Here is a 23567-nt window from a genome sequence, read left to right on the forward strand (position 1 = left end):
GAAAAATTGTCGCAGCGGCAAAATCACGCTTTCAGCACGTCATTGCGATCTGCATCACGAAACAAAAATATGGTCAAAAAGCGATCTTGTTTCATCCATAAAAACTCATGATGATTATGTGGAACCGGTTTCCTACATTTCTCACAACGATAACAGGATCTCATCCGATGGCCAAAAATTACGCAGCGCTGGCGAACGACGTGGTCAGCGCGCTAGGCGGTAAAGAGAACATCGTCGCCCTCACCCACTGCATGACGCGTCTGCGCTTCGTTCTGAAAGACGAAAGCCTTATCGACGCGGCGCGCCTGAAAAGCATCAGCGGCGTGCTCGGCGTCGTGCGCAACGACAACCAGTGCCAGGTGATCATTGGCAATACCGTCTCTCAGGCGTATCGCGAGGTGGTGAGCCTGCTGCCGACGGACCTGCTGCCCGAGGTACCGGAAGGGCCGCAGAAGTTGACGTTGCGCCGCATTGGCGCCGGGATCCTCGACGCGCTGATCGGCACCATGTCCCCACTGATCCCGGCGATCATCGGCGGTTCGATGGTTAAACTGCTGGCGATGATCCTTGAGATGACCGGCGTGCTGCCAAAAGGCGCACCGACGCTCACCATTTTGACCGTCATCGGCGACGGCGCGTTCTTCTTCCTGCCGCTGATGGTGGCGGCCTCGGCGGCGGTGAAATTCAAGACCAACATGTCGCTGGCGATTGCCATTGCCGGTGTGCTGGTCCACCCGAGCTTTATCGAGCTGATGGCGAAAGCCGCGCAGGGTGAACACGTTGAGTTCGCCTTTATTCCGGTGACCGCGGTGAAATACACCTACACCGTTATTCCGGCGCTGGTGATGACCTGGTGCCTGTCGTACATCGAACGCTGGGTGGATCGCATCACCCCGGCGGTGACCAAAAACTTCCTGAAGCCGATGCTGATCGTGCTGATTGCCGCCCCGCTCGCCATCGTGCTGATTGGCCCGCTGGGGATCTGGATCGGTAGCGCCATCTCCGCGCTGGTCTACACCATTCACGGTTACCTGGGCTGGCTCTCCGTGGCGATCATGGGCGCATTGTGGCCGCTGCTGGTAATGACCGGGATGCACCGCGTGTTTACCCCAACCATCATCCAGACCATTGCCGAAACGGGCAAAGAAGGGATGGTCATGCCGTCAGAGATCGGCGCCAACCTGTCGCTCGGTGGTTCGTCGCTGGCAGTGGCGTGGAAAACTAAAAACCCGGAACTGCGCCAGACGGCGCTGGCGGCGGCGGCCTCTGCCATTATGGCGGGGATCTCTGAACCGGCCCTGTACGGCGTCGCTATCCGTCTGAAACGCCCGCTGATTGCCAGCCTGATAAGCGGCTTTATCTGCGGCGCAGTGGCCGGTATCGCCGGGCTTGCCAGCCACTCAATGGCCGCGCCGGGGCTGTTTACCAGCGTGCAGTTCTTTGACCCGGCAAACCCGATGACCATCGTCTGGGTGTTTGGCGTGATGGGTCTGGCAGTGGTCCTGTCGTTTGTTCTGACCCTGCTTTTAGGGTTTGAGGATATCCCGGTCGAAGACGACGCCGAAAAAGCGCGTGCCCTGCAGAGCGCACCGGTACCGAACAACGCAGCAAAAGCATAAATTGAAAGCGAGGTAAAAATGTCTGTTTTTCCACAAGGATTTTTATGGGGCGGCGCGCTTGCCGCCAACCAGAGTGAAGGGGCTTACCGTGAAGGCGGCAAGGGACTGACCACGGTCGATATGATCCCCCACGGCGCGAATCGCCTGGCGGTAAAGCTCGGTAAGGAAAAGCGTTTTTCGCTGCGTGACGACGAGTTCTACCCGAGCCACGAGGCGATAGATTTTTACCATCGCTATAAAGAAGACATCGCCCTGATGGCGGAAATGGGCTTTACGGTGTTCCGCACCTCGATTGCCTGGAGCCGCCTCTACCCGAACGGCGACGAACCGCTGCCCAATAAAGAGGGCATTGCCTTCTACCGCGCGGTGTTTGAAGAGTGCAAAAAGTACAACATCGAGCCGCTGGTGACCCTCTGCCACTTCGACGTGCCGATGCACCTGGTAACGGAGTATGGATCCTGGCGCAACCGCAAGATGGTGGATTTCTTCGCCCGCTACGCCCGCACCTGCTTTGAAGAGTTTAACGGGCTGGTGAAATACTGGCTGACCTTCAACGAAATCAACATCATGCTGCACAGCCCGTTCTCCGGTGCGGGGCTGGTGTTTGAAGAAGGTGAAAACGAAGACCAGGTGAAATACCAGGCCGCGCACCACGAGCTGGTGGCAAGCGCGCTGGCGACCAAAATCGCCCATGAGGTGAACCCGGAAAACCAGGTCGGCTGCATGCTGGCGGGTGGGAACTTCTACCCTTACTCCTGCAAGCCGGAAGACGTGTGGATGGCACTGGAGAAAGACCGCGAGAACCTGTTCTTTATCGACGTGCAGGCGCGCGGCCGCTATCCGGCCTACTCTGCCCGCGTGTTCCGCGAAAAAGGGGTGGTGATTGTTAAAGATCCGGGCGATGACGAACTGCTGAAAAACACCGTCGATTTTGTCTCGTTCAGCTATTACGCCTCGCGCTGCGCGTCGGCAGACATGAACGCGGGCAACACCAGCGCGGCGAACATCGTGAAATCCCTGCGCAACCCGCACATTGAGGTGAGCGAATGGGGCTGGGGCATCGACCCACTCGGCCTGCGCATCACCATGAACATGATGTACGACCGCTACCAGAAGCCGCTGTTCCTGGTGGAAAACGGCCTCGGAGCGAAAGACGTCATTGATGAAAACGGCGAGATTAACGACGACTACCGCATCAGCTATCTGCGCGAGCATATCCGCGCGATGGGCGACGCGATTGAGGACGGCGTGCCGCTGATGGGTTACACCACCTGGGGCTGCATTGACCTGGTGTCGGCCTCAACGGGGGAGATGAGCAAGCGCTACGGGTTTGTCTACGTCGACCGCGACGATGCCGGCAACGGCACGCTGGACAGAAAGCGCAAAAAATCGTTCTGGTGGTATAAGAAGGTGATTGCGAGTAACGGGGCGGATCTGGCGTAGCATGTTTTGCCGGGTGGCGGCTTCGCCTTACCCGGCCTACAAAACCGTAGGCCCGGTAAGCGTAGCGCCACCGGGCGCTGATCAGAGCCGGGAAAATCCTCCGTCCCCCACCCACCCGGCAAGCCGTGAATACACCACGCTCACCGCCTCTTTCACTGGCGGCGTCATCGGGTAATAAAACCCGACAATGTCCGGCTGAATGCCCAGAAACAGCACCTCCCCCACGTCGTCCTTGATCTGATCCACCAGGTAATTCAGCGGCATATTGTGGGTGGTCATCATAAACATCTCTGCGATATCGTCCGGGTCAATCAGGCGGATCTCGCCGGGATTGAGCCCCATATCGGTGGCATCGACGATTAACAGTCTCTCCGGGCGCAGCTCGCGAATGGCGACCACGTCGTTTTCCGGCGCGCTGCCGCCGTCTATCACCACCCAGTTGCCCTGCGGGTTCGCGGCGCACATCTCCGCCAGCAGCGGGCCCGCGCCGTCGTCGCCCATCATGCTGTTGCCGACACACAGTAAAACGTCAGTCACGTAATCTCCTCACCATCAGGTAGATGGCGCTCTCCTGATGAATATCATGCAGCATGCCGAGCAGCGTTTTACTCCATGCCTGCTGCCCGGGGGTTTGCCTGCTCAGCGCCGCGTCAAAGGCGTTGGCGAGCATCGCAATGTGGTTGGCGTCGATGACGATCTCACCGTACTTCGGCACGCCTTCCATTTTGCGCCGCGCCGGACTGCCCTCCTCCAGCGTGGCAATCCACGCCAGATAGTCAGACCACGGGCAGCTCAGCGCCGCTTCCAGGCAGTCAATCACCCCGAGGTGATGCCCAATCGCCAGGCTGTAATAGACCACCTGCTGCGCCGCATCCGGCGTGGCATCGTTCTCATCAATAAACTTACGGCTCAGCTGACTGAACACCACCGTTTCACTCATCGGATACGTGCCTCATCCACTACGCTGTTCAGGTTCGCCACAATCTCATTAAGACGCGGATCGTTTTCCGCCTCCAGCCAGCGTGCGACCTGATGCTCGCCCTGGCTCAGCAGGCGCAGATAATCGTCGGCAATCTGGCGGCCATAGCGATAGCCCGCCAGCCTGCGCGCCGTGCGGTCGACCTTCACCCGCAGCGGCTGCACCATGTCCGGGTGCAGAATGGCCGCAGGCTGGTTGTCGATCTCGCCCGGCTCGCGGGCGTGGATTTTCTGCTCCAGCAGGCCAAGCGCCATCGCAAAGCCATACAGCGTTGCGGCAGGCGTCGGCGGGCAGCCCGGAATGTAGACATCCACCGGCACGATTTTGTCGGTACCGCCCCACACACAGTAGAGGTCATGGAAGATACCGCCGCTGTTGCCGCAGGCCCCGTACGAGATGCAGATTTTCGGATCCGGCGCGGACTGCCAGGCCCGCAGCGCCGGCGAGCGCATGGCGCGGGTCACCGCCCCGGTAAACAGCAGGATGTCCGCATGACGCGGAGAAGGCACCACTTTGATGCCGAAACGCTCGGCGTCAAACAGCGGTGACAGGGTGGCGAAGATCTCAATCTCGCAGCCGTTGCAGCCGCCGCAGTCCACGCGGTAGACGTAGGCCGAGCGTTTGATTTTTTTCAGCAGCGACGCCTTCATCAGGCCGATAGATTCGTCCACCGTCATTGGCACCGGGATGCCGTTCGCGTCGCGCGGGCCGAGTAAATTGTCCATCAGCTGGCCTCTCTCATATGGCGGGTAATATCAATGCGGTCGGACGGCAGCAGGCATTTCTGCCGCTTACAGTCCGGACAGGTTTCAAAGCTTTCCCGATGATGCTCCGCGCGGGCGTCACCGTTGTGCTGCAGCAGCGCGATGGCGTAGTCGATCTCTTTTTGCACGGCGAACGGACGCCTGCAGACGCGGCAGTGGCACAGGGCAAAGCGCGACTGCTGGAGAAAATCTTCTTTCTTCCATACCGCCAGCTCGTATTCCTGCGACAGACGAATGGCGACCGTCGGGCAGACCTCTTCGCAGCGGCCGCAGAAGATGCAGCGCCCGAGGTTAAACTGCCAGGCCAGCTCGCCGGTTTGAAGATCCGTTTCCACCGTTAAGGCATTCGAGGGACAGGCGTTGACGCAGGCCGCGCAGCCGATGCACTGCTGCGGGTTATGCTCCGGCTTGCCGCGAAAGTTTTTATCGACCGGCATCGGCTCCAGCGGATAGCGGCTGGTTTGCACACCGGTTTTGATCACTTTTTTGATAAAGGTAAACATGGCGAGTCCTTATTTCAGCGGCGAGTTCTTACGCTCGATGCTGTAGCGCTCAAGCTCTTTGTACGGCACCACCTGGCTTTTCTTCTTGCGCACGTCCACCACGGTCATGCGGTCGGTGCAGGAGTAGCATGGATCGAGGCTGCCGATGATCAGCGGTGCATCAGAAACGGTGTTGCCACGCAGCATGTAGCGCAGGGTTGGCCAGTTAGCGTAGGTCGCCGCACGGCAGCGCCAGCGGTAGAGCTTCTGGTTGTCGCCGGTCATGCTCCAGTGGATGTCATCCCCGCGCGGCGCTTCGGCAAAGCCCAACGCGAAGCGATTCGGAATATAGGTGAACCCCTCCACCATCAGCGGGCCGCCCGGCAGGTTATCGAGCCCAAAGTCGATCATATTCAGCGCGGTAAACACCTCGTTGATACGCACCTTCAGGCGGGAGATGACGTCGCAGCCCTGCTCGCTGTGCACGGTCATCGGCAGCAGACCGTAGCCGACGAACGGGTGATCGGCGCGGGTATCGCGGGCGTGGCCGCTGGCGCGCACCATCGGGCCGACGTTGCTAAAATCGCGGGCTATTTCCGGGTCAAGACGGCCGATGCCCACGGTGCGCTGCTCGATATTGGGCGTGCTGAGCAGCATATCCACCAGCTCCTGCACGTCCCGGCGCATCTGCTGCGCCAGCTGACGGGTCTGGATCATGTCGTTTTTGAGCAGGTCACGGCGGATCCCCCCGATCAGGTTCAGGCCGTAGGTTTTACGCGCCCCGGTAAGGATCTCCGCCATCTTCATCGACGCTTCGCGCACGCGGAAGAACTGCATAAACCCAGAGTCAAAGCCGACGAAGTGGCAGGCCAGGCCGAGGTTCAGCAGGTGGGAGTGCAGGCGTTCCACCTCCAGCAAAATGGCGCGGATCATTTGCGCGCGCTCCGGCACCACAATCCCCATGCCGTTCTCCACCGAAGTGGTGTAGGCGGTGCTGTGGGCGAAGCCGCAGATGCCGCACACGCGGTCAGAAAGAAACGTGACTTCGTTGTAGCCCATGCGGGTTTCCGCCAGCTTTTCCATACCGCGATGGACGTAGAACAGGCGGTAGTCGGCGTCGATAATGTTTTCGCCGTCAACGAACAGGCGGAAGTGGCCCGGCTCATCGGAGGTGACATGCAGCGGGCCGATCGGCACCACGTTGTTCTTCTTGCTGCCCAGCTCGTTGATAAATTCGTAGGTTTCGCTGTCGGTGGTCGGCGCCGGGCGCTGACGGTAGTCCATGCTGTCTTTGCGCAGGGGATAAAGTTCATCCGGCCAGTCGTCCGGCAGCACCAGGCGGCGCTCATCCGGCAGGCCGACCGGCACCAGGCCGTACATGTCGCGCACTTCGCGCTCGCCCCAGACGGCGGCAGGTACGCGCGGGGTGACGGACGGGTATTCCGGTTTATTTGGATCGACTTCCACGCGCACGGTGAGCCAGCACTTCTCCCCCTGCTCCATCGACATCACGTAGTACACAGCGTAATTGCCGCACAGCTGACGCTCGTCGTTACCGAACAGCACCGACAGCCAGCCGCCCTGCTGGTAGTAGAGAAACTCCACCACTTCCGGCAGAGAGTTCACTTTTACGGTGATGGTTATCTGGTCTTTGGTTTGCCTGGACTCCTCCAGCACCACGCCGGGGAAAGCCTGATGCAACGCGGCGAGATACTGCTGACCTTTCTTTTCTTCAGACATAAAAACTCTCTTTAATCACGCCACCAGCAAGGAGACGAACGCTAAAAATGCAAAACCAAAACCGGCCCAGGTGATGCGCGACGTTTCCACAAAACGCAGGCGCGCCATGCTGTTTTCAAACAGGGCAATCACCAGCACGCCGACCAGCAGCTTGAGGGCGGCCACCACCACGGCCAGTACCAGACTGCCCGCGGAGAAGTGCGTCATCTGCCCCCACGGGAAGAAGACGCCGACAAACATCTGCAGCACCACCAGCTGTTTGAGGCTGATGCCCCACTTCAGCACCGCGAAGCCGTAGCCGCTGTATTCGGTGAGTGGCCCTTCCTGCAGTTCCTGCTCCGCTTCGGCCAGATCGAACGGCAGCTTGCCCATCTCGATAAACGTGGCGAACGCGCAGGCGCAGAGCGCCAGCAACAGCGGAATGGAGCGGGCAAGCGGCCAGTGGTAAACGGTGTGGGTGATAAAGCTGATATGGGTTGAACCCGCGACCTGCGCGGCGACCCACAGTCCCAGCAGCAGGATCGGCTCAACCAGCACGCCCAGCATCGCCTCGCGGCTGGCACCGATGCCGGTAAACGGGCTCCCGGTGTCGAGACCCGCAATCGCGAAGAAGAAGCGGGCGATGGCGAAGAGGTAGATCAGCGTAATCAGATCACCGAGCGCAGGCAGGGGCGAGCCCACTGTCACCACCGGCAGCGCGGTGGCGATGGTCAGCATCACGCCCACCATCACAAACGGCGTCAGGCGGAAGACCCAGCCTGCGGCATCCGGGGCGACGCTCTGACGCGAGAGCAGTTTGAAGAGATCGCGGTATTCCTGAAGCACGCCAGGCCCGCGACGGTTGTGCATCCGGGCGCGCGCCACGCGGCTCACCCCGGAAAGCAGCGGCGCAGCGGCGAACAGCACCAGCGCCTGAAGAATTGCCAGTAACAGACTCATGTCAGGCTCCTCGTGAAATCACAATCACCACCAGCACCGCCAGTTCGATGACCGCCAGACGGCGGAACAGCACAGGCGCGGCGGCACTCTGCCAGCCCGGCACCCACTGCCCCGGGTTCAGCCAGTGGCGCAGCTTCAGCACGGCGGCGAAGTTCTCTTTCACCGGCATGGCGAAACCGTGAGCGGTAATCACCATCGACTGTTCGTGTTCATAGCCGCAGGCCCACGCAGTCCCGCGCGAGCGGGAGACCAGTCGGTCGCGTTTGAAGAACAGCATCAGGATGAACGGCAGCAGCGGTGCGCCAATCAGCAGCAGCGCGACCATTGGCTGGGAAACGGTGGTATTTGCCACGGTCAGCGGCAGCGGAATGGCATTACCCAGCAGCGGCAGCAGCCACGGCGCGGCCACGCCGCCCGCGATGCAGCACAGCGCCAGCGCAACCACGCTTGTCCCCATCAGTACCGGTGCGCAGCAGGCGTTTTCCGCCTCACGCGTACGCGGCGCGCCGAGGAAGGTGACGCCGTAAACTTTCGCCATGCACATCACTGCCAGCGCCCCGGTAATCGCCAGCCCGACCGCCAGCAGCGGCCCTAGCAGACGGGCGATAAACGCCTCGCTCTGGCCGAGCGCGAAGAAGGACTGGTAGATAACCCACTCCCCGGCAAAGCCGTTCAGCGGCGGCAGCGCGGCCATCGCCATCAGCCCGACCAGCATGGCGAGAGATATCACCGGCATTTTTTTGCCAATGCCACCGAGCTTTTCGATGTCGCGATGACCGGTGCGGAACCAGACGCATCCCGCCCCCAGGAACAGGGTGCTTTTAAACAGGCTATGGTTGACGAGGTGATACAGACCGCCGATAAACCCGGCGGTAATCAGCGCCGGTTGATTGAGCGCCAGACCTGTCACGCCCGCGCCAAGACCGAGCAGGATGATGCCGATATTTTCAAGGGTGTGATACGCCAGAAGACGCTGAATATTGTGCTCCATCAGCGCGTACAGCCCACCGACAAAGGCGGTAACCATACCGGCGAGAAGCAACACCACGCCCCACCACAGCGGCGGCTGGCCGCCGGTCAGGGTGATCGTCAGAATGCCGAACAGCCCGACTTTCATCACGACCGTGGAAAAGAGCGCAGCGGCGGGCGCTGAGGCATTCGCATGCGCCTGCGGCACCCAGCCGTGCAGCGGGATGATCCCGGCCAGCAGGCCAAAGCCCCCCACGCCCAGCAGCCAGACGTCGCTGCCCAGCGGCTGACCGTTAAGCGCCGCGAAGTCCAGCGTGCCGAAGCGTTGCCACACCCGCCAGCAGGCCAGCGCCAGCAGCAGCGTCCCGAGACGTCCCAGCGCAAACCACAGTTTGCCGGAGGTACTGCACCCCGTCAGGAAGACGCCGCAGAGCGCCATGATCTCCGCCATCACCACCAGCGCGCCGAGGTTGCTGGCGGTAACGGTGCAGACCGCCGTCGCCATCAGCAGATTAATCAGCAGGCCGTTGGCCCTGGTGTTTTGATGGCGGTGCCAGTCGATATTGAACAGGCTGATAAACAGCCCGCACAGGCCAAACGTCACCAGCCAGATGGCGTTCAGCGGCGTGATCGCAACGGTCTGACGGATGAGCGGCATGAGCGTGTCCACGGTGTGTCCGTCGAGCACAACCATCCCGCCTGCCACCAGCGTCATCAGGCTGCCGACCGCCCCGCCAATCCCGGCGACCCAGCCGCTCAGGGTTTTATGGAATGACAGAAGCCACGCCAGAACCGCGGCGGCCGCAAAGTACGCTACCGCGCTGGTCATCATCATCGCCGCGTTCATTTCGCCCCCTCGTTAAGCGTCTGTAGCAGAGAAAGGTCGCCAAAATCACTGTTGATGGTCAGCTCGCGTTTACGCTTGCGGGTACGGGCGATGTCGCGAATATTAACCAGAATCAACGCGTTGGTTGGACAGGTGCGCACGCAGGCCGGGCCTTGTTCATCAAAGCTGCACAGGTCGCACTTCACCGCAACGGCGCGGATGCCGGGCACCCAGTCCAGCAGCGTGCTGACGCGTGCCGGAGCAGGCGGCGCGGGCGGGGCTTTTGGCGAGTTGGCATTCGCCGGAATATGCAGCGGGCGGCTGCCGGAAAATTCAATCGCGCCGAACGGACAGGCAATGCCGCACAGCTTGCAGCTTACGCAAAGGCTTTCGTTCAGCTGGACAGCGCCGTCCACGCGGGTGATAGCATTTACGGGACAGACACCCGCACAAGGGGCATCTTCACAGTGATGGCAGAGCTGCGGGGCAGACTCTTTTTCATTACGCATGACGTGCAGGCGCGGCATGGACTGCAGCCCATGCAGGCGATGCGTTTCCGAACACGCCGCCTCACAGGTTCGACAGCCAATACAGACCGTCGAGTCAGCAATTACAAAACGGTTCACCGGGTCATCCTCTGGTGATAGTCATTTTTGACGAAAAACTGTCTTGTCGACACTTTTCGACACACAGGGGTCAGGCCACGTTCGCTGAGGCATTTCCGTCCATCAGCTGCTTCAGGTTGACCGGGAGATCGTGTTCAACGGCGGCGTACAGGCTGTTATAAACCGGGGCGATTTTTTCCAGATAGTGCTCCAGCACCTGCTGGCGATCGCGGTTGCTGACGTGGCCGTCCACCATGCCGTCGGCCATCAGCTGTGCTTTCGCAATACACTGTTTTTCGCCGTCTTTTGTCTCAAGGTGGTACTCAATGGTGTGGCTGTTGAAGTTATCCGCCAGGGTGACATTGATGATGAAATGGCCGAAGAGGACAAAGCGCATGTCCCCCTGCGCCGCACAGCTCATCGCATGGTGAAGACGCGCTTTCGAGAGGGTGATGCCCTGAACCAGAGAGTTGCAGTAAAGATGCCACTGGTCCTGTAACTGCTGATGACGCTGCGCGATGTAATCTGCTTTTTCGCTGATTTCCCAAATAGTCATAAAAGGTATCCGTTTAATGGAGATAGCGGCTGTTAAGCAGATTCCATGCCAGTTTTTATCCAACTGATTTTTAATAGTTTTAATTAAAAACTGGCTGTCAATTTTGCGGTGTCGACGTGTCATTTCGACAGCGTTGACATCGACACGCCTTAACAAAAACCAAGATGGCATTGTTATTGCATTCAATGGCGCAATTCATTGAGGAGGCGTCATGCACGAAATCACCCTCTGCCAGCGGGCTCTGGAACTTATCGAACAGCAGGCTGTGCAAAACCACGCAAAACGCGTCACCGGCGTCTGGCTGAAGGTCGGGGCGTTTTCCTGCGTCGAAACCAGCGCCCTGACCTTCTGTTTTGAACTGGTGTGCCGCGGCACGCTGGCGGAAGGCTGCGAACTGCATATTGAAGAGCAGCAGGCGGAGTGCTGGTGCGAGCAGTGTCAGCAGTACGTCACCCTGCTGTCGTCGAAGGTACAGCGCTGTCCGCAGTGTCAGAGCACCTTTCTTCGCATCGTGGCGGATGACGGCATGCAGATCCAACGCCTCGAAATCGAGAAGGAGTAAGTATGTGTAGTACCTGCGGTTGCGCCGAAGGCAACCTGTATATAGAAGGGGATGAACATCACCCCCACTCCGCGTTTCGCTCCGCGCCCTTTGCACCTGCCCCACGCCCTTCTGCGGCATTGACCGGGATCGCTTTCTCCCCGCAACGATCCGATGCGGGCGATCTTCACTACGGCCACGGCGAAGCGGGTACCCACGCGCCGGGCATCAGCCAGCGTCAGATGCTGGAGGTGGAAATCAACGTCCTGGACAAGAATAACCAGATCGCCAACCGTAACCGTGCCCGCTTCGCCGCCCGCAGACAGCTGGTGCTGAACCTGGTCTCCAGCCCCGGCTCCGGCAAAACCACGCTGCTCACGGAAACGCTCAACCGCCTGAACGGGCGCGTCTCCTGTGCGGTGATTGAAGGCGATCAGCAAACCGTTAACGACGCGGCGCGCATTCGCGAAACCGGTACCCCGGCGATCCAGGTGAATACCGGCAAGGGCTGCCATCTCGATGCGCAGATGATCGCCGACGCCGCCCCGCGCCTGCCGCTTGAAGATAACGGCATCCTGTTTATTGAAAACGTCGGTAACCTGGTTTGCCCGGCGAGCTTCGACCTGGGCGAACGGCACAAAGTCGCGGTGCTTTCGGTGACCGAAGGCGAAGACAAGCCGCTGAAGTACCCGCATATGTTTGCCGCCGCCTCCATCATGCTGCTCAACAAAGTCGACCTGCTGCCGTACCTGAACTTCGACGTGGATAAATGCCTGTCCTGGGCCCGCGAGGTGAACCCGGATATTGAGATCCTGCTGGTCTCCGCTACCCGCGGCGACGGCATGGACAGCTGGTTACACTGGCTGGAGAACGAACGATGTGCATAGGCGTACCGGGACAGATTTATGCCATTGACGGTAATCAGGCCAAAGTCGAGGTCTGCGGCATCCTGCGCGACGTCGACCTGACGCTGGTGGGCAGCAGCGATGAAACCGGCGTCTCGCGTCTCGGCCAGTGGGTGCTGGTCCACGTGGGGTTCGCCATGAGCGTGATTAACGAAACGGAAGCCCGCGACACGCTGGAGGCGCTGCAGAACATGTTCGACGTGGAGCCGGACGTGGGGGCGCTGCTGTATGGCGAGGAGCGATAATCATGCGTTATGTGGATGAATACCGCGCGCCCGAGCAGGTGCTACAGCTTATCGGGCATCTGAAAACGCGTGCGGCGCTGCTGGACTACACGGCGGAAAACCCGCTGCGGATCATGGAGGTGTGCGGCGGACATACGCACGCCATTTTCAAATTTGGCCTCGACCAGCTGCTGCCGGAGAACATCGAGTTTATCCATGGCCCCGGCTGTCCGGTCTGCGTGCTGCCGATGGGGCGCATCGACAGCTGTATCGAGATTGCCAGCCGGCCCGACGTCATTTTCTGCACCTTTGGCGACGCGATGCGCGTTCCGGGAAAAAACGGCTCGCTGCTGCAGGCAAAAGCACGCGGAGCCGACATTCGGATCGTCTATTCGCCGATGGATGCCCTGACGCTGGCAGCGGATAACCCCACGCGCAAAATCGTGTTTTTTGGCCTGGGGTTTGAAACCACCATGCCCGCCACCGCCATTACGCTGCAGCAGGCGAAAGCGCGCAGCGTCGATAACTTTTTCTTCTTCTGCCAGCACATCACGCTCATCCCCACGCTACGCAGCCTGCTGGAAGCGCCGGGAAACGGGATTGACGCCTTCCTGGCGCCGGGCCATGTCAGCATGGTGATTGGCACAGATGCCTACGGTTTTATCGCTGAACAGTACAATCGTCCGTTAGTGGTCGCTGGTTTCGAACCTCTTGATCTACTGCAAGGTGTCACCATGCTGGTTGAGCAGAAAATAGCGGCCCTGAGTACCGTGGAAAACCAGTACCGCCGCGTGGTGCCGGATGCAGGAAATGAACGGGCACAGCAGGCGATAGCCGACGTGTTTTGCGTCGAAGGCGACAGCGAATGGCGTGGCCTGGGGCTGATTGCCGAATCCGGCGTGCGCCTGACACCGGCCTATCGCGCGCTCGACGCCGAAGCGCATTTCCGCCCGCAGCCGCAGCAGGTTTGCGACGATCCGCGGGCCCGCTGCGGCGAGGTGCTCACCGGTAAATGCAAGCCTCATCATTGCCCGCTATACGGCAACACCTGTAACCCGCAAACGGCGTTTGGCGCGCTGATGGTCTCCTCCGAAGGGGCGTGTGCCGCGTGGTATCAGTATCGCAACCAGGAGAGTGAAGCATGAAGACGGTTGAAATGGCGCACGGCAGCGGCGGACAGGCGATGCAGCAGCTGATTAACCGGCTGTTTATGGAGGCCTTCAGCAACCCCTGGCTCGCCGAGCAGGAAGACCAGGCGCGCATTGACCTCGCGACCCTCACCGCGCAGGGCGACAGGCTGGCGTTCTCCACCGACAGCTACGTGATTGACCCGCTGTTCTTCCCGGGCGGCGATATCGGCAAGCTCGCTGTCTGCGGCACGGCGAACGACATCGCCGTCAGCGGCGCCATTCCGCGCTACCTCTCCTGCGGATTTATCCTCGAAGAGGGGTTACCGATGGAGACGCTCACGGCGGTGGTCAACAGTATGGCGCAGACCGCCCGCGAGGCAGGGATAGCTATCGTCACCGGCGATACCAAAGTGGTGCAGCGCGGCGCGGCCGACAAGCTGTTTATCAACACCGCCGGCATCGGGGCGATCCCCGCCGATATTCACTGGGGCGCGCAGCGCCTCAGCACGGGCGACGTGCTGATCGTGACCGGCACGCTGGGCTGCCACGGCGCGACCATCCTCAACCTGCGCGAAGGTCTGGGGCTGGACGGCGAACTGCGCAGCGACTGCGCGGTGCTGACCCCGCTGATCCAGACGCTGCGTGCAGTTCCCGGCGTGAAAGCGCTGCGGGACGCCACACGCGGCGGCGTGAATGCCGTGGTCCATGAATTTGCGGCAAGCTGCGGATGCGGGATTGAACTCACCGAGCGCAGCCTGCCCATAACGCCCGCCGTTCGCGGTCTGTGTGAGCTGCTGGGGCTTGACCCGCTCAACTTTGCCAACGAAGGCAAGCTGGTGATTGGCGTTGAACGCGCTTCTGCACCCGCCGTTCTGGAACAGCTGCGGGCACATCCGTTTGGAAAAGAGGCGGCGATAATTGGTGAAGTGGTTGAGCGCAAAGGGGTGCGCCTGACCGGGCTGTATGGCGTGAAACGGACGCTGGATTTGCCGCACGCGGAACCCTTACCCCGAATTTGCTAGGCCGCGCCATAAGCGGCCAGCGTGGAATTTTTGCTCGTTTCTACTGGAAAGCACTATGCCATATACACCGATGAGCGATCTTGGACAGCAGGGGCTGTTTGACATCACGCGCACACTTTTACAGCAGCCCGATCTCGGCGCGCTGAGCGATGCCCTGACGCGTCTGGTCAGGCAATCAGCGCTGGCCGACAGCGCCGCGATTGTGCTCTGGCATAGCGGAACGCATCGCGCGAGCTACTACGCAACGCGTGATAATGGCAAAACGTTTGAATACGAGGATGAAACGTATCTGGCGCATGGCCCGGTGCGCCGCATTCTCTCCCGGCCTGAAGCGCTGCACTGCAACTTTGAGGCGTTCCGACAGGCGTGGCCGCGGCTGGCGGAAAGCAATCTGTATCAGCCCTTCGGGCATTACTGCATGTTGCCGCTGGCGGCAGAGGGCCAGATTTTTGGCGGCTGCGAGTTTATCCGCACCACCGACCAGCCGTGGAGCGAGGCGGAATACGAGCGCCTGCATACCTTCACCCAGATTGTGGCCGTCGTCGCGGAGCAGATCCAAAGCCGCGTAAACAATAACGTCGATTACGACCTGCTGAGCCGCGAGCGCGACAACTTTCGTATTCTGGTCGCCATCACCAACGCCGTGCTCTCCAGGCTCGATATGGATGAGCTGGTCAGCGAGGTGTCAAAAGAGATCCACCACTATTTCAAAATCGACGCTATCAGTATTGCGCTGCGGGGGCACCGTAAGGGCAAGCTGAACATCTACTCCACCCACTATCTGGATGAGGCTAACCCTGCCCATGAGCAGAGTGAAGTGGACGAAGCCGGTACGCTTTCTGAGCGGGTCTTTAAAAGCAAAGAGATCCTCCTGCTCAACCTGAACGAGCAGGATACGGTGGCACCCTACGAGCGGATGCTGTTTAACACCTGGGGCAACAAAATCCAGACCCTGTGCCTGCTGCCGCTGATGTCCGGCGACACCATGCTCGGCGTGCTGAAGCTGGCGCAGTGTGAGGAGGGAGTATTTACCACCGCCAACCTGAAGCTGCTGCGTCAGATCGCCGAGCGTATTTCCATTGCCCTGGATAACGCCCTCGCCTATCAGGAGATTCATCGCCTGAAAGAGCGGCTGGTGGATGAGAACCTCGCCCTGACCGAACAGCTCAACAACGTGGACAGCGAGTTTGGTGAAATCATCGGGCGCAGCGATGCGATGTACAGCGTGCTCAAGCAGGTGGAGATGGTGGCGCAAAGCGACAGCACGGTGCTGATTCTGGGCGAAACCGGCACGGGTAAAGAGCTGATAGCCCGCGCCATTCACAACTTGAGCAACCGCAACAGCCGACGGATGGTGAAGATGAACTGCGCCGCCATGCCGGCGGGGCTGCTGGAAAGCGATCTGTTCGGTCACGAACGCGGCGCGTTCACCGGGGCCAGCAGCCAGCGTCTGGGCCGCTTTGAACTGGCCGACAAGAGCTCGCTGTTCCTCGACGAAGTGGGCGATATGCCGCTGGAGCTACAGCCAAAGCTGCTGCGCGTCCTGCAGGAGCAGGAGTTTGAGCGCCTGGGCAGCAACAAGCTTATCCAGACTGACGTGCGGCTGATTGCCGCCACCAACCGAGACCTGAAAAAAATGGTCGCCGACCGCGAGTTTCGCAGCGATCTCTACTATCGCCTGAACGTGTTCCCGATCTGCCTGCCGCCGCTGCGCGAACGTCCGGAAGATATCCCCCTGCTGGTCAAAGCGTTTACCGCGAAGATTGCCCGCCGGATGGGGCGCAACATCGACAGTATTCCTGCCGAGACGTTACGCACCCTCTCTTCGATGGAATGGCCCGGCAACGTGCGCGAGCTGGAAAACGTCATCGAACGTGCGGTGCTGCTGACGCGCGGCAACGTGCTGCAACTCTCACTGCCTGAAGTGACGCTACCTGACGTAACCGCGCCCGCCGCCGAGACGGCAAAAGAGGGAGAAGATGAATATCAGCTCATTATGCGCGTTCTGAAAGAGACCAACGGCGTGGTCGCCGGACCGAAAGGTGCCGCCCAGCGACTGGGGTTAAAACGCACCACCCTGCTGTCGCGCATGAAGCGTCTTGGGATCGATAAAGAGAGCCTGGTCTAACGCCTTATCCCGGCGGTGTTTTCTGACACCGCCTTTTGTCACCCTGCGCAATTGTCCCTCATTGACACAAAATCGTTTCCTCTGTATAAAATTCCGCCTTAATAATGAGTTTCATTTGCATCAATAACAATATTAATCAAGGGTAGCGTTTCATGAAGAAGGTCATCTGCGCGTTAGGCCTGGCGGTTGCGTCGGTCAGTTCTGCTCTGGCAACCACATATCCTCTGACCATTGAAAACTGTGGCTATAAAGAGACATTCACTAAAGCGCCGGAACGCGTCGTGGCCCTGGGTCAGAATACCGTCGAAATTTTGCTCCTGCTGGGCCTGGAAGACAAAGTGAAGGCCAGCGCCTTCTGGCCGACCAAAGTGCTGCCGCAGCTGGCGGAACAGAACGCGAAAATTAAAACCCTGACGGTAGAAATTCCTACGCTTGAATCTGTTCTCGCACAAAATCCTGACTTTGTCCCCGCGCAGACTCCCCTGCTGCTGGGGCCTGAAAGTAAGGTTGCCAAACGCGACGATCTGATGACCCTGGGCGTGAACAGCTACGTGTCCCCGGGCATGTGCGCGACCAAAAAAGCCACCGGCGATATGTACGGCAGCCGCCAGAAACTGTGGGATATGACCTATCTCTATCAGGAGATTGAGGATTTCGCCAAAATCTTTAACGTGGAAGATCGCGGTCAGGCCGTGATTGCCGATTTCAAAAAACGTGAGGCTGACCTGCGCCAGGAATTCAGTAAAAACAAAAAAGATCTCTCCTTTGTTTTCTGGTTCTCAAGCTCCTCCCCTTCTGCGGACGCCTACGTCGGCGGTAAAAATAGCCCTTCCGGATTTATTTCCAGCCTGCTGGGCGGCCATAACGCCATCACCTCCGAGACCGAATGGCCAACCGTGGGCTGGGAAAGCATTATTGCCGCTAATCCGGATGTCATTGTGGTCTCAAGCCTCGACCGCAACCGCTGGGCGCTGGATAACGCGGAAGAAAAAATCAAATTCCTCAAAAGCGATCCGGCAGTCAGCCAGCTGGACGCGGTGAAAAAGGGTCATATCGTGGTGATGGACGGCCAGGCGATGAACCCGACGATCCGCACGATTTACGGGGCTCAGCAGGTTGGCGAACAGCTCAGAAAACTGGGGCTGAACTGATGACCACCGCCGTCCTTCAGGCCAGGCAGAGCCTGGTTCTGACGACCTCGTGTTTGCTTGCCTTTGTCCTGCTATTTCTGGTTATCGCGCTGAGCGTCAGTGTCGGTGAGCTGTCTATTCCGCTGCAGAACGTCTTTTATGCCATCAGCAATAAGATGGGGTTCACCGGGGTTCCGCTCAACCGAATCTATGAGAGCGTCATCTGGGACTTTCGCCTGAGCCGCGCGCTGGTTGCAGCCTGCTGCGGCGCGGGGCTGGCCATCTGCGGCGCCGTATTGCAGAGCCTGCTGAAGAACGCGCTGGCGGAGCCATACGTGCTGGGCGTATCCGCCGGCGCGTCGACTGGCGCGGTCTCCGTGGTGGTGTTGGGGATCGGCACCGGCGCGGTGTCGCTTTCTGCGGGTGCCTTTGCCGGGGCGTTCGCCGCCTTTGCGTTTGTCGCGTTTCTGACCAACGGCGCGCGTGGCGGAAATGAACGAACCATTCTGGCGGGCGTTGCCGCCTCGCAGCTTTTCAACGCCATTACCGCCTACACCATCAGCACTTCCGCCAGCGCCCAGCAGGCGCGTGACGTGATGTTCTGGCTGCTGGGCAGTTTCAGCGGCGTGCGCTGGCCCGAATTCCAGCTTGCACTGGTGGTGGTACTGATTGGGTTAGCCGTGTGCCTCTACTATTCCCGGGCGCTGGATGCCTTTACGTTCGGCGATGACGCCGCGGCGTCGCTGGGCATCGCCGTCCCGTGGGTACGTCTGGTGCTCTTTACCACCACCGCACTGATCACCGCGACCATCGTCAGCATGGCGGGATCAATCGGCTTTGTCGGGCTGGTAGTGCCGCACGTCATGCGTTTCCTGTTCGGGCCGCTGCATCGTACATTGCTGATCGCCAGCGCGCTGGCAGGGGCGATCCTGATGGTGCTGGCGGACATCGCCTCGCGCATGCTGATCGCCCCGCAAAGCCTGCCCGTCGGCGTTGTGACCGCGCTGGTTGGCGTTCCGTTCTTTGCCGTGATTATCTACCGCTCAAGGAATAAGTGATGAGTATCTGCGCTGAACATATTACCTGGAAGGTGGGTAAAAAAGTCATCGTTAATGACGTTTCGCTGACGGTGTCTCGCGGGGAAACGGTCGGCTTGCTTGGCCCCAACGGCTGCGGTAAATCATCGCTTCTGCGCATTCTGGCTGGTCTGCGCCGCCCGGACTGCGGCAGCGTTACCCTGGACGGTCAGGACATCGCCCGCATCGCCAAAAAACAGCTTGCCCGCCGGGTAGCCTTCGTTGAACAGCACGGGATGACCGACGCGAACATGCGCGTGCGCGACGTGGTGAAGCTCGGGCGTATTCCGCACCACTCCGCTTTTTCCAACTGGAGCAGGCATGATGACGAAACCGTCACCGCCGCACTGCAACGGGTGGATATGCTGGATAAAAGCGATCAGGGCTGGCTGAGCCTCTCTGGCGGCGAGCGCCAGCGCGTCCATATTGCCCGCGCCCTGGCCCAGACCCCGACGGAAATCCTGCTCGATGAACCGACCAACCACCTGGATATTCATCATCAGATGCAGCTGATGCAGTTGATCAGCGAATTACCGGTCACCAGCATTGTCGCCATCCACGATCTCAACCACGCCTCGATGTTTTGTGACTCGCTGATAGTGATGCAGAACGGGCAAATTGTGGCCACGGGAACGCCGCAGGAGATCCTCTCCGAGGCGCTGCTCTGGGATGTATTTCGGGTAAAAACCAAAATTGAGATCTCGCCGTTCCATGGCAAAAAGCATATCCACTTTATCGTTTAGGGGCGAGTGAACGACGATGCCCCTTCGCCCTGCCACCGCGCTCTGGCCGTCCGTTTTACTGGGCAGCCAGTTTGTTTTTAACATTGGCTTTTACGCCGTTGTCCCCTTCCTGGCGATATTCCTGCGCGACGATATGCTGCTCTCCGGCGGGCTGATCGGGCTGATCCTGGGGCTACGCACGTTCTCCCAGCAGGGGATGTTTATCGTCGGGGGCGCGCTCTCGGACCGCTTTGGCGCGAAAGTCGTGATCCTGAGCGGGTGTGTTATCCGCGTCGCGGGCTATCTGCTGCTGGCGTTCGGGGAATCGCTGTGGCCGATTATTCTGGGCGCGTGTCTGACAGGCGTGGGCGGCGCGCTGTTTTCTCCGTCTATTGAGGCATTGCTGGCGAAAGCAGGCACGCACAGCGAGGCGAAAGGTAAACGAAGCCGGGCGGAGTGGTTCGCGCTCTTTGCGGTTTGCGGGGAACTCGGTGCCGTACTGGGCCCGGTTGCTGGCGCCCTGCTAACCGGCCTGGGCTTTCGTCAGGTGGCTCTCGCGGGGGCAGGCGTCTTTATCGTTGCGCTGGTGGTGCTCTATTTTTGCCTGCCCGCGTCACGCCACGCCGCGCAGACGCTAAAGCTCGTTCCCTGGTGGACGACATTCCGCCAGCCGCGCTTTGTCGCCTTTATCATTGCCTACAGTTCGTGGCTTTTAAGCTATAACCAGCTCTATCTGGCGCTGCCGGTAGAGATCCAGCGCTCTGGCGGTAACGAGAAAGATCTCGGCCCGCTTTTTATGCTGGCCTCCGTTCTGATCATCACCTTACAGCTGCCGCTGGCGCGTTTCGCCCGGCGTGTAGGCGCTGTGAGGATCCTGCCGGTGGGCTTTTTGCTGCTCTCCGCCGCCTTTGCAAGCGTGGCAATGTTTGCGTCGACGGCACCGCCAGAGGGCTGGCTGCGCCTGCTGCCGTCGGTCTGTTTTGTGACGCTGCTGACGCTGGGACAGATGCTGCTGGTACCCTCGGCAAAGGATCTGATACCGAGGTTTGCCGAGGAGTCCACGCTGGGGGCACATTATGGCGCACTCGCCACCGCTGGCGGCATTGCGGTACTGGCAGGAAACTTGTTGTTTGGTAGCCTGCTGGATCGCGCGCTGGTGCCCTCAACGCAGGCAATGCATCCCTGGCTGCTGCTGGCCCTTTTCCCACTCTGCAGCGCGCTGGCCCTGAACGTGATTTGCCGCCCGCTGAGACGCTGAACCGGTCACTTTTTCGGGCGATACTTTTCAGGCAGCTCCGGCACGGGACGACGGTCATCAATCAGATGACGAACGGTCAGGATCGGGTGACGCCATAACATACGCGGGCCAGCCCAGCGCATAATCTGCTTCATCTCTTCCCGTTTTGCAGGCTGGTAGCAGTGCACCGGACACTGTTTGCAGGCAGGCTTTTCTTCACCAAATACGCATTTATCCAGACGCTTATCGGCGTAGGCATTCAGCGCCTGATAATGCCCTTCGTCCTGAGACGCGTCAGGACAGTGTTTTTCATACAGGGCGATCATTCTGGCGATCGTCTTTTTTTCGCGAGAAATTCGTTTACCAGACATAGCGGCTCACTGGTTAATAACATGCATTCATAATACCTTTTAATGCCTCTTTTTTCAGTTGTTGCATGTCATTTTCTGAACCCGCCTTCCACTTTTAAGCCTCCATCAGCCACGCTTTACTGGTATTTTATACAGGTATTAAGAGCCCAGCTGCCGTCGTTATGGAGGATGTATGCAAGAGATCGCCACCACTAAACACTATCGCCGCTTAAAAGTCGGTTATTTCAGAAAACGTCACGAAGACCGGAAAACCAAAATTCCGACACGTTACAGCGTACATGCGGCGTTGAGCTTAAAAGGCGACTGGCTTGAACAGGCAGGTTTTACCACCCACTCGCAGGTGCGTGTAGGGGTCGAACAGGGGAAAATCGTTATTGAGTTACTGAACCCTGGCGAAGCATAGCGTCACACGTAAGCCAGCGTAACCTCCTGATGATACCAAAGCGGTATCATCAGCGAGAGCAGAAGAAAATAGGACGCTTTCCTACGGTAAATAGAAAACCTCTGGGCCCTTGTTTCAGGATTGAATAGTTTAACTTATGGTTCGGGTAAATAAAGAAATCAGGCAACACGTCGCCGAGAACGTTATCTGGCAGCGATTCGTCATTCACATCATGGATCTTTACCGACGTAAAATGGAAGGAATCTTTGTTTTCCGTCCAGACATAGGACACATCTCTTCGGATAACTGCCGTCGGCTTATCATTTTTAAAATACGTACCGCTGACCGCTACCACACCGGTCTGCTGCTGCATGGTATACATAAAGTCCAGGGTAAGGTTTGCACGAACATCTTCATGAAAAACAACGATAGAGACGGAACAGGCTTCCGTATTATGTTTTTTTTCTAAGTGATAATGGTAAAGCCATGACGCCAGCGCGCCAACGACAAACAGTAAGAGACACATTATCGCAGTTGACCTTTTAGTCACTGATTGTACCCCCTGAAATAAAGCGTAACGCAACCGGCATCTTCTTCTTGTTCATAAGGTTTTCTGCAAATAAGTACCGACAGTGCCGGAGCAGTACTGGATGAGGAGAAGTAGACCCACGGATATTTTTTACAATCGAGCCCCGTTTGCAGGATAATTTTTTTATAACGCGTAAAGTTTCCGATACTTTTAATATCGTCGTTTCGCGAGAAAAAATGACACCCGTTTTCTGTGCTGTTTATTGTGTAATCTTTAAAAAAATCTTTCTTTGAGTAGTCATGCACGGCCAGATGGAGAATAAAATACCCCACCCCAAAAGAGAGGACCATAAGTAATAGCGAAACATAGCGACGATATTGATAACGCGGCGCCTTAGCACTCACCTGTGCGACAGCGGTTTCAGCGATGCTCTCTTTCGACACGGTGACAGGAGGCGCTTCTGATACCACGCTTTCAGGCGCGTTTACTGATTCGGCCACGTCGTTTTCAATGCGGGCAACGCTGACGCCTTTTTCAATCTGGAAACCTTTTCTCGGGACCGTGGCCACCAGCGTATCGTCTGTTTCTCCCGTTGAGCGTAGCCCGCGCCGGATAATGGAGATATTCTGATAAAGCGTATTGGCAGGAACTAACATCCCGTCCTCACCCCAGACTTTATCAAAGAACGTCTTTTGGTGGACCACTTCCGGGGAAGATTCAAGCAGAAGAACCAGACACCGACTGGCTGGCGTTGTGAGAATTACGCTTAACTCAGGGCGGGTCAAAGAGACAAGTAAGTTTTTCTCTGGACAGAATTTAATATTATCGTTAATTATCCAGAACATAGAATACTCACTATACAGTAAACAGATTCAAAAACTGTTGATATAGATGGCAATTATACTCTGTGAATAATCCTTGTCAAAGCAGCCAGTTAGCGCATTAGTACCGGTACTTCATTAAAATAAAAAGGATTATCTCAGGAAAAAAGACCGGCCAGTCATCCTGCACGATTACGCTTCTTAAACGGAAACAGAAATTTACCCGAGTATCTTCGGTGAATTTCATCGTGTTCCCTGTTTTTGGTTTTTATCGCGTCTCAGGCCATGCTGCGCTCCACAACCCCAGAACGGCTGACAATAATGTCTGATTGATTGCGTCTATGTTACACCTTCTCTGTTAGCTGCCCGAGTAAATTTGTGGCGCTTTACTCGCAACGATAATACTCGCGCAATACTCTGATATTTT

The 23567-nt window shown here is 58.5% G+C and carries 25 protein-coding genes; 13 read left to right on the forward strand and 12 right to left on the reverse strand.

Features of this window, described 5'->3' with window-relative positions:
- The first annotated feature begins 167 nt into the window (after positions 1 to 167).
- Both ascF and SP99_RS17550 read left to right on the forward strand, forming a co-directional pair.
- The gene (gene ascF, locus SP99_RS17545; RefSeq protein WP_047959332.1) at positions 168 to 1619 is read left to right on the forward strand and encodes a PTS cellobiose/arbutin/salicin transporter subunit IIBC; all 1452 of its coding nucleotides are present in this window, start codon (positions 168 to 170) and stop codon (positions 1617 to 1619) included.
- Positions 1620 to 1637: 18 nt separating this feature from the next.
- Complete coding sequence (locus SP99_RS17550) at positions 1638 to 3062, forward strand: 6-phospho-beta-glucosidase (protein WP_047959333.1); 1425 nt, start codon at positions 1638 to 1640, stop codon at positions 3060 to 3062.
- 81 nt (positions 3063 to 3143) lie between these two features.
- Here SP99_RS17550 and hycI read toward each other — a convergent pair whose 3' ends face one another.
- The 9 genes from hycI to hycA all read right to left on the reverse strand — a co-directional run bounded on the left by hycI (position 3144) and on the right by hycA (position 10922).
- A complete protein-coding gene (gene hycI / locus SP99_RS17555; protein ID WP_047959334.1) occupies positions 3144 to 3599 on the reverse strand; it encodes a hydrogenase maturation peptidase HycI in 456 nt (151 codons plus the stop codon).
- Positions 3592 to 4002 (reverse strand): formate hydrogenlyase maturation HycH family protein, encoded by a 411-nt coding sequence (locus SP99_RS17560; protein WP_047959335.1) that lies wholly within the window; start codon positions 4000 to 4002, stop codon positions 3592 to 3594. The genes hycI and SP99_RS17560 overlap by 8 nt, the downstream gene beginning before the upstream one ends.
- A complete protein-coding gene (locus SP99_RS17565; RefSeq protein WP_047959336.1) occupies positions 3999 to 4766 on the reverse strand; it encodes an NADH-quinone oxidoreductase subunit B family protein in 768 nt (255 codons plus the stop codon). Before SP99_RS17565 ends, SP99_RS17560 begins: the two co-directional genes overlap by 4 nt.
- Positions 4766 to 5308 carry a formate hydrogenlyase complex iron-sulfur subunit gene (locus tag SP99_RS17570; RefSeq protein WP_047959337.1) on the reverse strand — a complete coding sequence of 181 codons (543 nt, stop codon included), beginning with the start codon at positions 5306 to 5308 and terminating at the stop codon, positions 4766 to 4768. Before SP99_RS17570 ends, SP99_RS17565 begins: the two co-directional genes overlap by 1 nt.
- 9 nt (positions 5309 to 5317) lie before the next feature.
- On the reverse strand, positions 5318 to 7027 hold the full coding sequence (locus tag SP99_RS17575) for a hydrogenase large subunit (RefSeq protein WP_047959338.1): 1710 nt from the start codon (positions 7025 to 7027) through the stop codon (positions 5318 to 5320).
- A 15-nt stretch (positions 7028 to 7042) separates the two neighbouring features.
- The gene (locus SP99_RS17580) at positions 7043 to 7966 is read right to left on the reverse strand and encodes a respiratory chain complex I subunit 1 family protein (protein WP_047959339.1); all 924 of its coding nucleotides are present in this window, start codon (positions 7964 to 7966) and stop codon (positions 7043 to 7045) included.
- A 1-nt stretch (position 7967) separates the two neighbouring features.
- On the reverse strand, positions 7968 to 9782 hold the full coding sequence (gene hycC / locus SP99_RS17585) for a formate hydrogenlyase subunit 3 (protein ID WP_047959340.1): 1815 nt from the start codon (positions 9780 to 9782) through the stop codon (positions 7968 to 7970).
- Positions 9779 to 10387, reverse strand: coding sequence for a 4Fe-4S dicluster domain-containing protein (locus tag SP99_RS17590; protein ID WP_047959341.1), 609 nt, complete (start codon positions 10385 to 10387; stop codon positions 9779 to 9781). Before SP99_RS17590 ends, hycC begins: the two co-directional genes overlap by 4 nt.
- A 70-nt stretch (positions 10388 to 10457) precedes the next feature.
- Positions 10458 to 10922, reverse strand: coding sequence for a formate hydrogenlyase regulator HycA (gene hycA / locus SP99_RS17595; protein ID WP_025757092.1), 465 nt, complete (start codon positions 10920 to 10922; stop codon positions 10458 to 10460).
- A gap of 211 nt (positions 10923 to 11133) precedes the next feature.
- Here hycA and hypA point away from each other — a divergent pair, with 211 nt between their 5' ends.
- From hypA to SP99_RS17645, 10 genes are all read left to right on the forward strand, one after another.
- Positions 11134 to 11484, forward strand: coding sequence for a hydrogenase maturation nickel metallochaperone HypA (hypA, locus tag SP99_RS17600; protein ID WP_025757091.1), 351 nt, complete (start codon positions 11134 to 11136; stop codon positions 11482 to 11484).
- Positions 11485 to 11486: 2 nt separating this feature from the next.
- Positions 11487 to 12350: a hydrogenase nickel incorporation protein HypB gene (gene hypB / locus SP99_RS17605; RefSeq protein WP_047959342.1), complete on the forward strand. Its 864-nt coding sequence runs from the start codon at positions 11487 to 11489 to the stop codon at positions 12348 to 12350.
- Complete coding sequence (locus tag SP99_RS17610) at positions 12341 to 12613, forward strand: HypC/HybG/HupF family hydrogenase formation chaperone (protein ID WP_047959343.1); 273 nt, start codon at positions 12341 to 12343, stop codon at positions 12611 to 12613. The genes hypB and SP99_RS17610 overlap by 10 nt, the downstream gene beginning before the upstream one ends.
- Positions 12614 to 12615: 2 nt before the next feature.
- Positions 12616 to 13737 carry a hydrogenase formation protein HypD gene (gene hypD / locus SP99_RS17615; protein ID WP_047959344.1) on the forward strand — a complete coding sequence of 374 codons (1122 nt, stop codon included), beginning with the start codon at positions 12616 to 12618 and terminating at the stop codon, positions 13735 to 13737.
- Positions 13734 to 14744 (forward strand): hydrogenase expression/formation protein HypE, encoded by a 1011-nt coding sequence (hypE, locus tag SP99_RS17620; RefSeq protein ID WP_047959345.1) that lies wholly within the window; start codon positions 13734 to 13736, stop codon positions 14742 to 14744. Before hypD ends, hypE begins: the two co-directional genes overlap by 4 nt.
- Before the next feature lie 55 nt (positions 14745 to 14799).
- A complete protein-coding gene (flhA, locus tag SP99_RS17625; RefSeq protein ID WP_045286034.1) occupies positions 14800 to 16872 on the forward strand; it encodes a formate hydrogenlyase transcriptional activator FlhA in 2073 nt (690 codons plus the stop codon).
- A gap of 152 nt (positions 16873 to 17024) precedes the next feature.
- On the forward strand, positions 17025 to 18023 hold the full coding sequence (locus SP99_RS17630; RefSeq protein WP_047959346.1) for a siderophore ABC transporter substrate-binding protein EitA: 999 nt from the start codon (positions 17025 to 17027) through the stop codon (positions 18021 to 18023).
- Complete coding sequence (locus SP99_RS17635; protein WP_047959347.1) at positions 18023 to 19060, forward strand: FecCD family ABC transporter permease; 1038 nt, start codon at positions 18023 to 18025, stop codon at positions 19058 to 19060. The genes SP99_RS17630 and SP99_RS17635 overlap by 1 nt, the downstream gene beginning before the upstream one ends.
- The gene (locus SP99_RS17640; RefSeq protein WP_047959348.1) at positions 19060 to 19821 is read left to right on the forward strand and encodes a siderophore ABC transporter ATP-binding protein EitC; all 762 of its coding nucleotides are present in this window, start codon (positions 19060 to 19062) and stop codon (positions 19819 to 19821) included. The genes SP99_RS17635 and SP99_RS17640 overlap by 1 nt, the downstream gene beginning before the upstream one ends.
- 16 nt (positions 19822 to 19837) lie before the next feature.
- Positions 19838 to 21058, forward strand: coding sequence for an MDR family MFS transporter (locus SP99_RS17645; RefSeq protein ID WP_047959349.1), 1221 nt, complete (start codon positions 19838 to 19840; stop codon positions 21056 to 21058).
- Between the two features lie 5 nt (positions 21059 to 21063).
- Here the strand turns inward: SP99_RS17645 and SP99_RS17650 are convergent, their stop codons facing one another.
- The gene (locus SP99_RS17650; protein WP_032672451.1) at positions 21064 to 21408 is read right to left on the reverse strand and encodes a nitrous oxide-stimulated promoter family protein; all 345 of its coding nucleotides are present in this window, start codon (positions 21406 to 21408) and stop codon (positions 21064 to 21066) included.
- A gap of 172 nt (positions 21409 to 21580) precedes the next feature.
- On the opposite strand from SP99_RS17650, the gene SP99_RS17655 reads away from it, so the two are divergent.
- Positions 21581 to 21811: a SymE family type I addiction module toxin gene (locus SP99_RS17655; protein WP_025757083.1), complete on the forward strand. Its 231-nt coding sequence runs from the start codon at positions 21581 to 21583 to the stop codon at positions 21809 to 21811.
- A gap of 49 nt (positions 21812 to 21860) precedes the next feature.
- On the opposite strand, the gene SP99_RS17660 is transcribed toward SP99_RS17655, so the two are convergent.
- Together SP99_RS17660 and SP99_RS17665 are read right to left on the reverse strand one after the other, a co-directional pair.
- Positions 21861 to 22316 (reverse strand): hypothetical protein, encoded by a 456-nt coding sequence (locus SP99_RS17660; RefSeq protein WP_082137918.1) that lies wholly within the window; start codon positions 22314 to 22316, stop codon positions 21861 to 21863.
- Between the two features lie 20 nt (positions 22317 to 22336).
- Positions 22337 to 23164, reverse strand: a complete 828-nt coding sequence (locus SP99_RS17665; RefSeq protein ID WP_047959351.1) for a winged helix-turn-helix domain-containing protein — start codon at positions 23162 to 23164, stop codon at positions 22337 to 22339.
- Between the last annotated feature and the right edge of the window lie 403 nt (positions 23165 to 23567).

This window comes from Enterobacter sp. BIDMC92 (genome assembly GCF_001030225.1).
Lineage (GTDB): Bacteria > Pseudomonadota > Gammaproteobacteria > Enterobacterales > Enterobacteriaceae > Enterobacter > Enterobacter sichuanensis.

Bases quoted from the DNA above. Each gene is read 5' to 3' on its own strand.
- SP99_RS17575 (WP_047959338.1), bottom strand. From the start codon at position 7,027: ATGTCTGAAGAAAAGAAAGGTCAGCAGTATCTCGCCGCGTTGCATCAG.
- SP99_RS17570 (WP_047959337.1), bottom strand. From the start codon at position 5,308: ATGTTTACCTTTATCAAAAAAGTGATCAAAACCGGTGTGCAAACCAGC.
- SP99_RS17550 (WP_047959333.1), top strand. From the start codon at position 1,638: ATGTCTGTTTTTCCACAAGGATTTTTATGGGGCGGCGCGCTTGCCGCC.
- SP99_RS17665 (WP_047959351.1), bottom strand. From the start codon at position 23,164: ATGTTCTGGATAATTAACGATAATATTAAATTCTGTCCAGAGAAAAAC.
- SP99_RS17655 (WP_025757083.1), top strand. From the start codon at position 21,581: ATGCAAGAGATCGCCACCACTAAACACTATCGCCGCTTAAAAGTCGGT.
- hypB (WP_047959342.1), top strand. From the start codon at position 11,487: ATGTGTAGTACCTGCGGTTGCGCCGAAGGCAACCTGTATATAGAAGGG.
- SP99_RS17630 (WP_047959346.1), top strand. From the start codon at position 17,025: ATGAAGAAGGTCATCTGCGCGTTAGGCCTGGCGGTTGCGTCGGTCAGT.
- SP99_RS17660 (WP_082137918.1), bottom strand. From the start codon at position 22,316: ATGTGTCTCTTACTGTTTGTCGTTGGCGCGCTGGCGTCATGGCTTTAC.
- hycA (WP_025757092.1), bottom strand. From the start codon at position 10,922: ATGACTATTTGGGAAATCAGCGAAAAAGCAGATTACATCGCGCAGCGT.
- hypE (WP_047959345.1), top strand. From the start codon at position 13,734: ATGAAGACGGTTGAAATGGCGCACGGCAGCGGCGGACAGGCGATGCAG.
- SP99_RS17565 (WP_047959336.1), bottom strand. From the start codon at position 4,766: ATGGACAATTTACTCGGCCCGCGCGACGCGAACGGCATCCCGGTGCCA.
- hycC (WP_047959340.1), bottom strand. From the start codon at position 9,782: ATGAACGCGGCGATGATGATGACCAGCGCGGTAGCGTACTTTGCGGCC.
- SP99_RS17640 (WP_047959348.1), top strand. From the start codon at position 19,060: ATGAGTATCTGCGCTGAACATATTACCTGGAAGGTGGGTAAAAAAGTC.
- SP99_RS17645 (WP_047959349.1), top strand. From the start codon at position 19,838: ATGCCCCTTCGCCCTGCCACCGCGCTCTGGCCGTCCGTTTTACTGGGC.
- SP99_RS17560 (WP_047959335.1), bottom strand. From the start codon at position 4,002: ATGAGTGAAACGGTGGTGTTCAGTCAGCTGAGCCGTAAGTTTATTGAT.
- hypA (WP_025757091.1), top strand. From the start codon at position 11,134: ATGCACGAAATCACCCTCTGCCAGCGGGCTCTGGAACTTATCGAACAG.
- SP99_RS17580 (WP_047959339.1), bottom strand. From the start codon at position 7,966: ATGAGTCTGTTACTGGCAATTCTTCAGGCGCTGGTGCTGTTCGCCGCT.
- flhA (WP_045286034.1), top strand. From the start codon at position 14,800: ATGCCATATACACCGATGAGCGATCTTGGACAGCAGGGGCTGTTTGAC.
- SP99_RS17635 (WP_047959347.1), top strand. From the start codon at position 18,023: ATGACCACCGCCGTCCTTCAGGCCAGGCAGAGCCTGGTTCTGACGACC.
- hypD (WP_047959344.1), top strand. From the start codon at position 12,616: ATGCGTTATGTGGATGAATACCGCGCGCCCGAGCAGGTGCTACAGCTT.
- ascF (WP_047959332.1), top strand. From the start codon at position 168: ATGGCCAAAAATTACGCAGCGCTGGCGAACGACGTGGTCAGCGCGCTA.
- SP99_RS17610 (WP_047959343.1), top strand. From the start codon at position 12,341: ATGTGCATAGGCGTACCGGGACAGATTTATGCCATTGACGGTAATCAG.
- SP99_RS17650 (WP_032672451.1), bottom strand. From the start codon at position 21,408: ATGTCTGGTAAACGAATTTCTCGCGAAAAAAAGACGATCGCCAGAATG.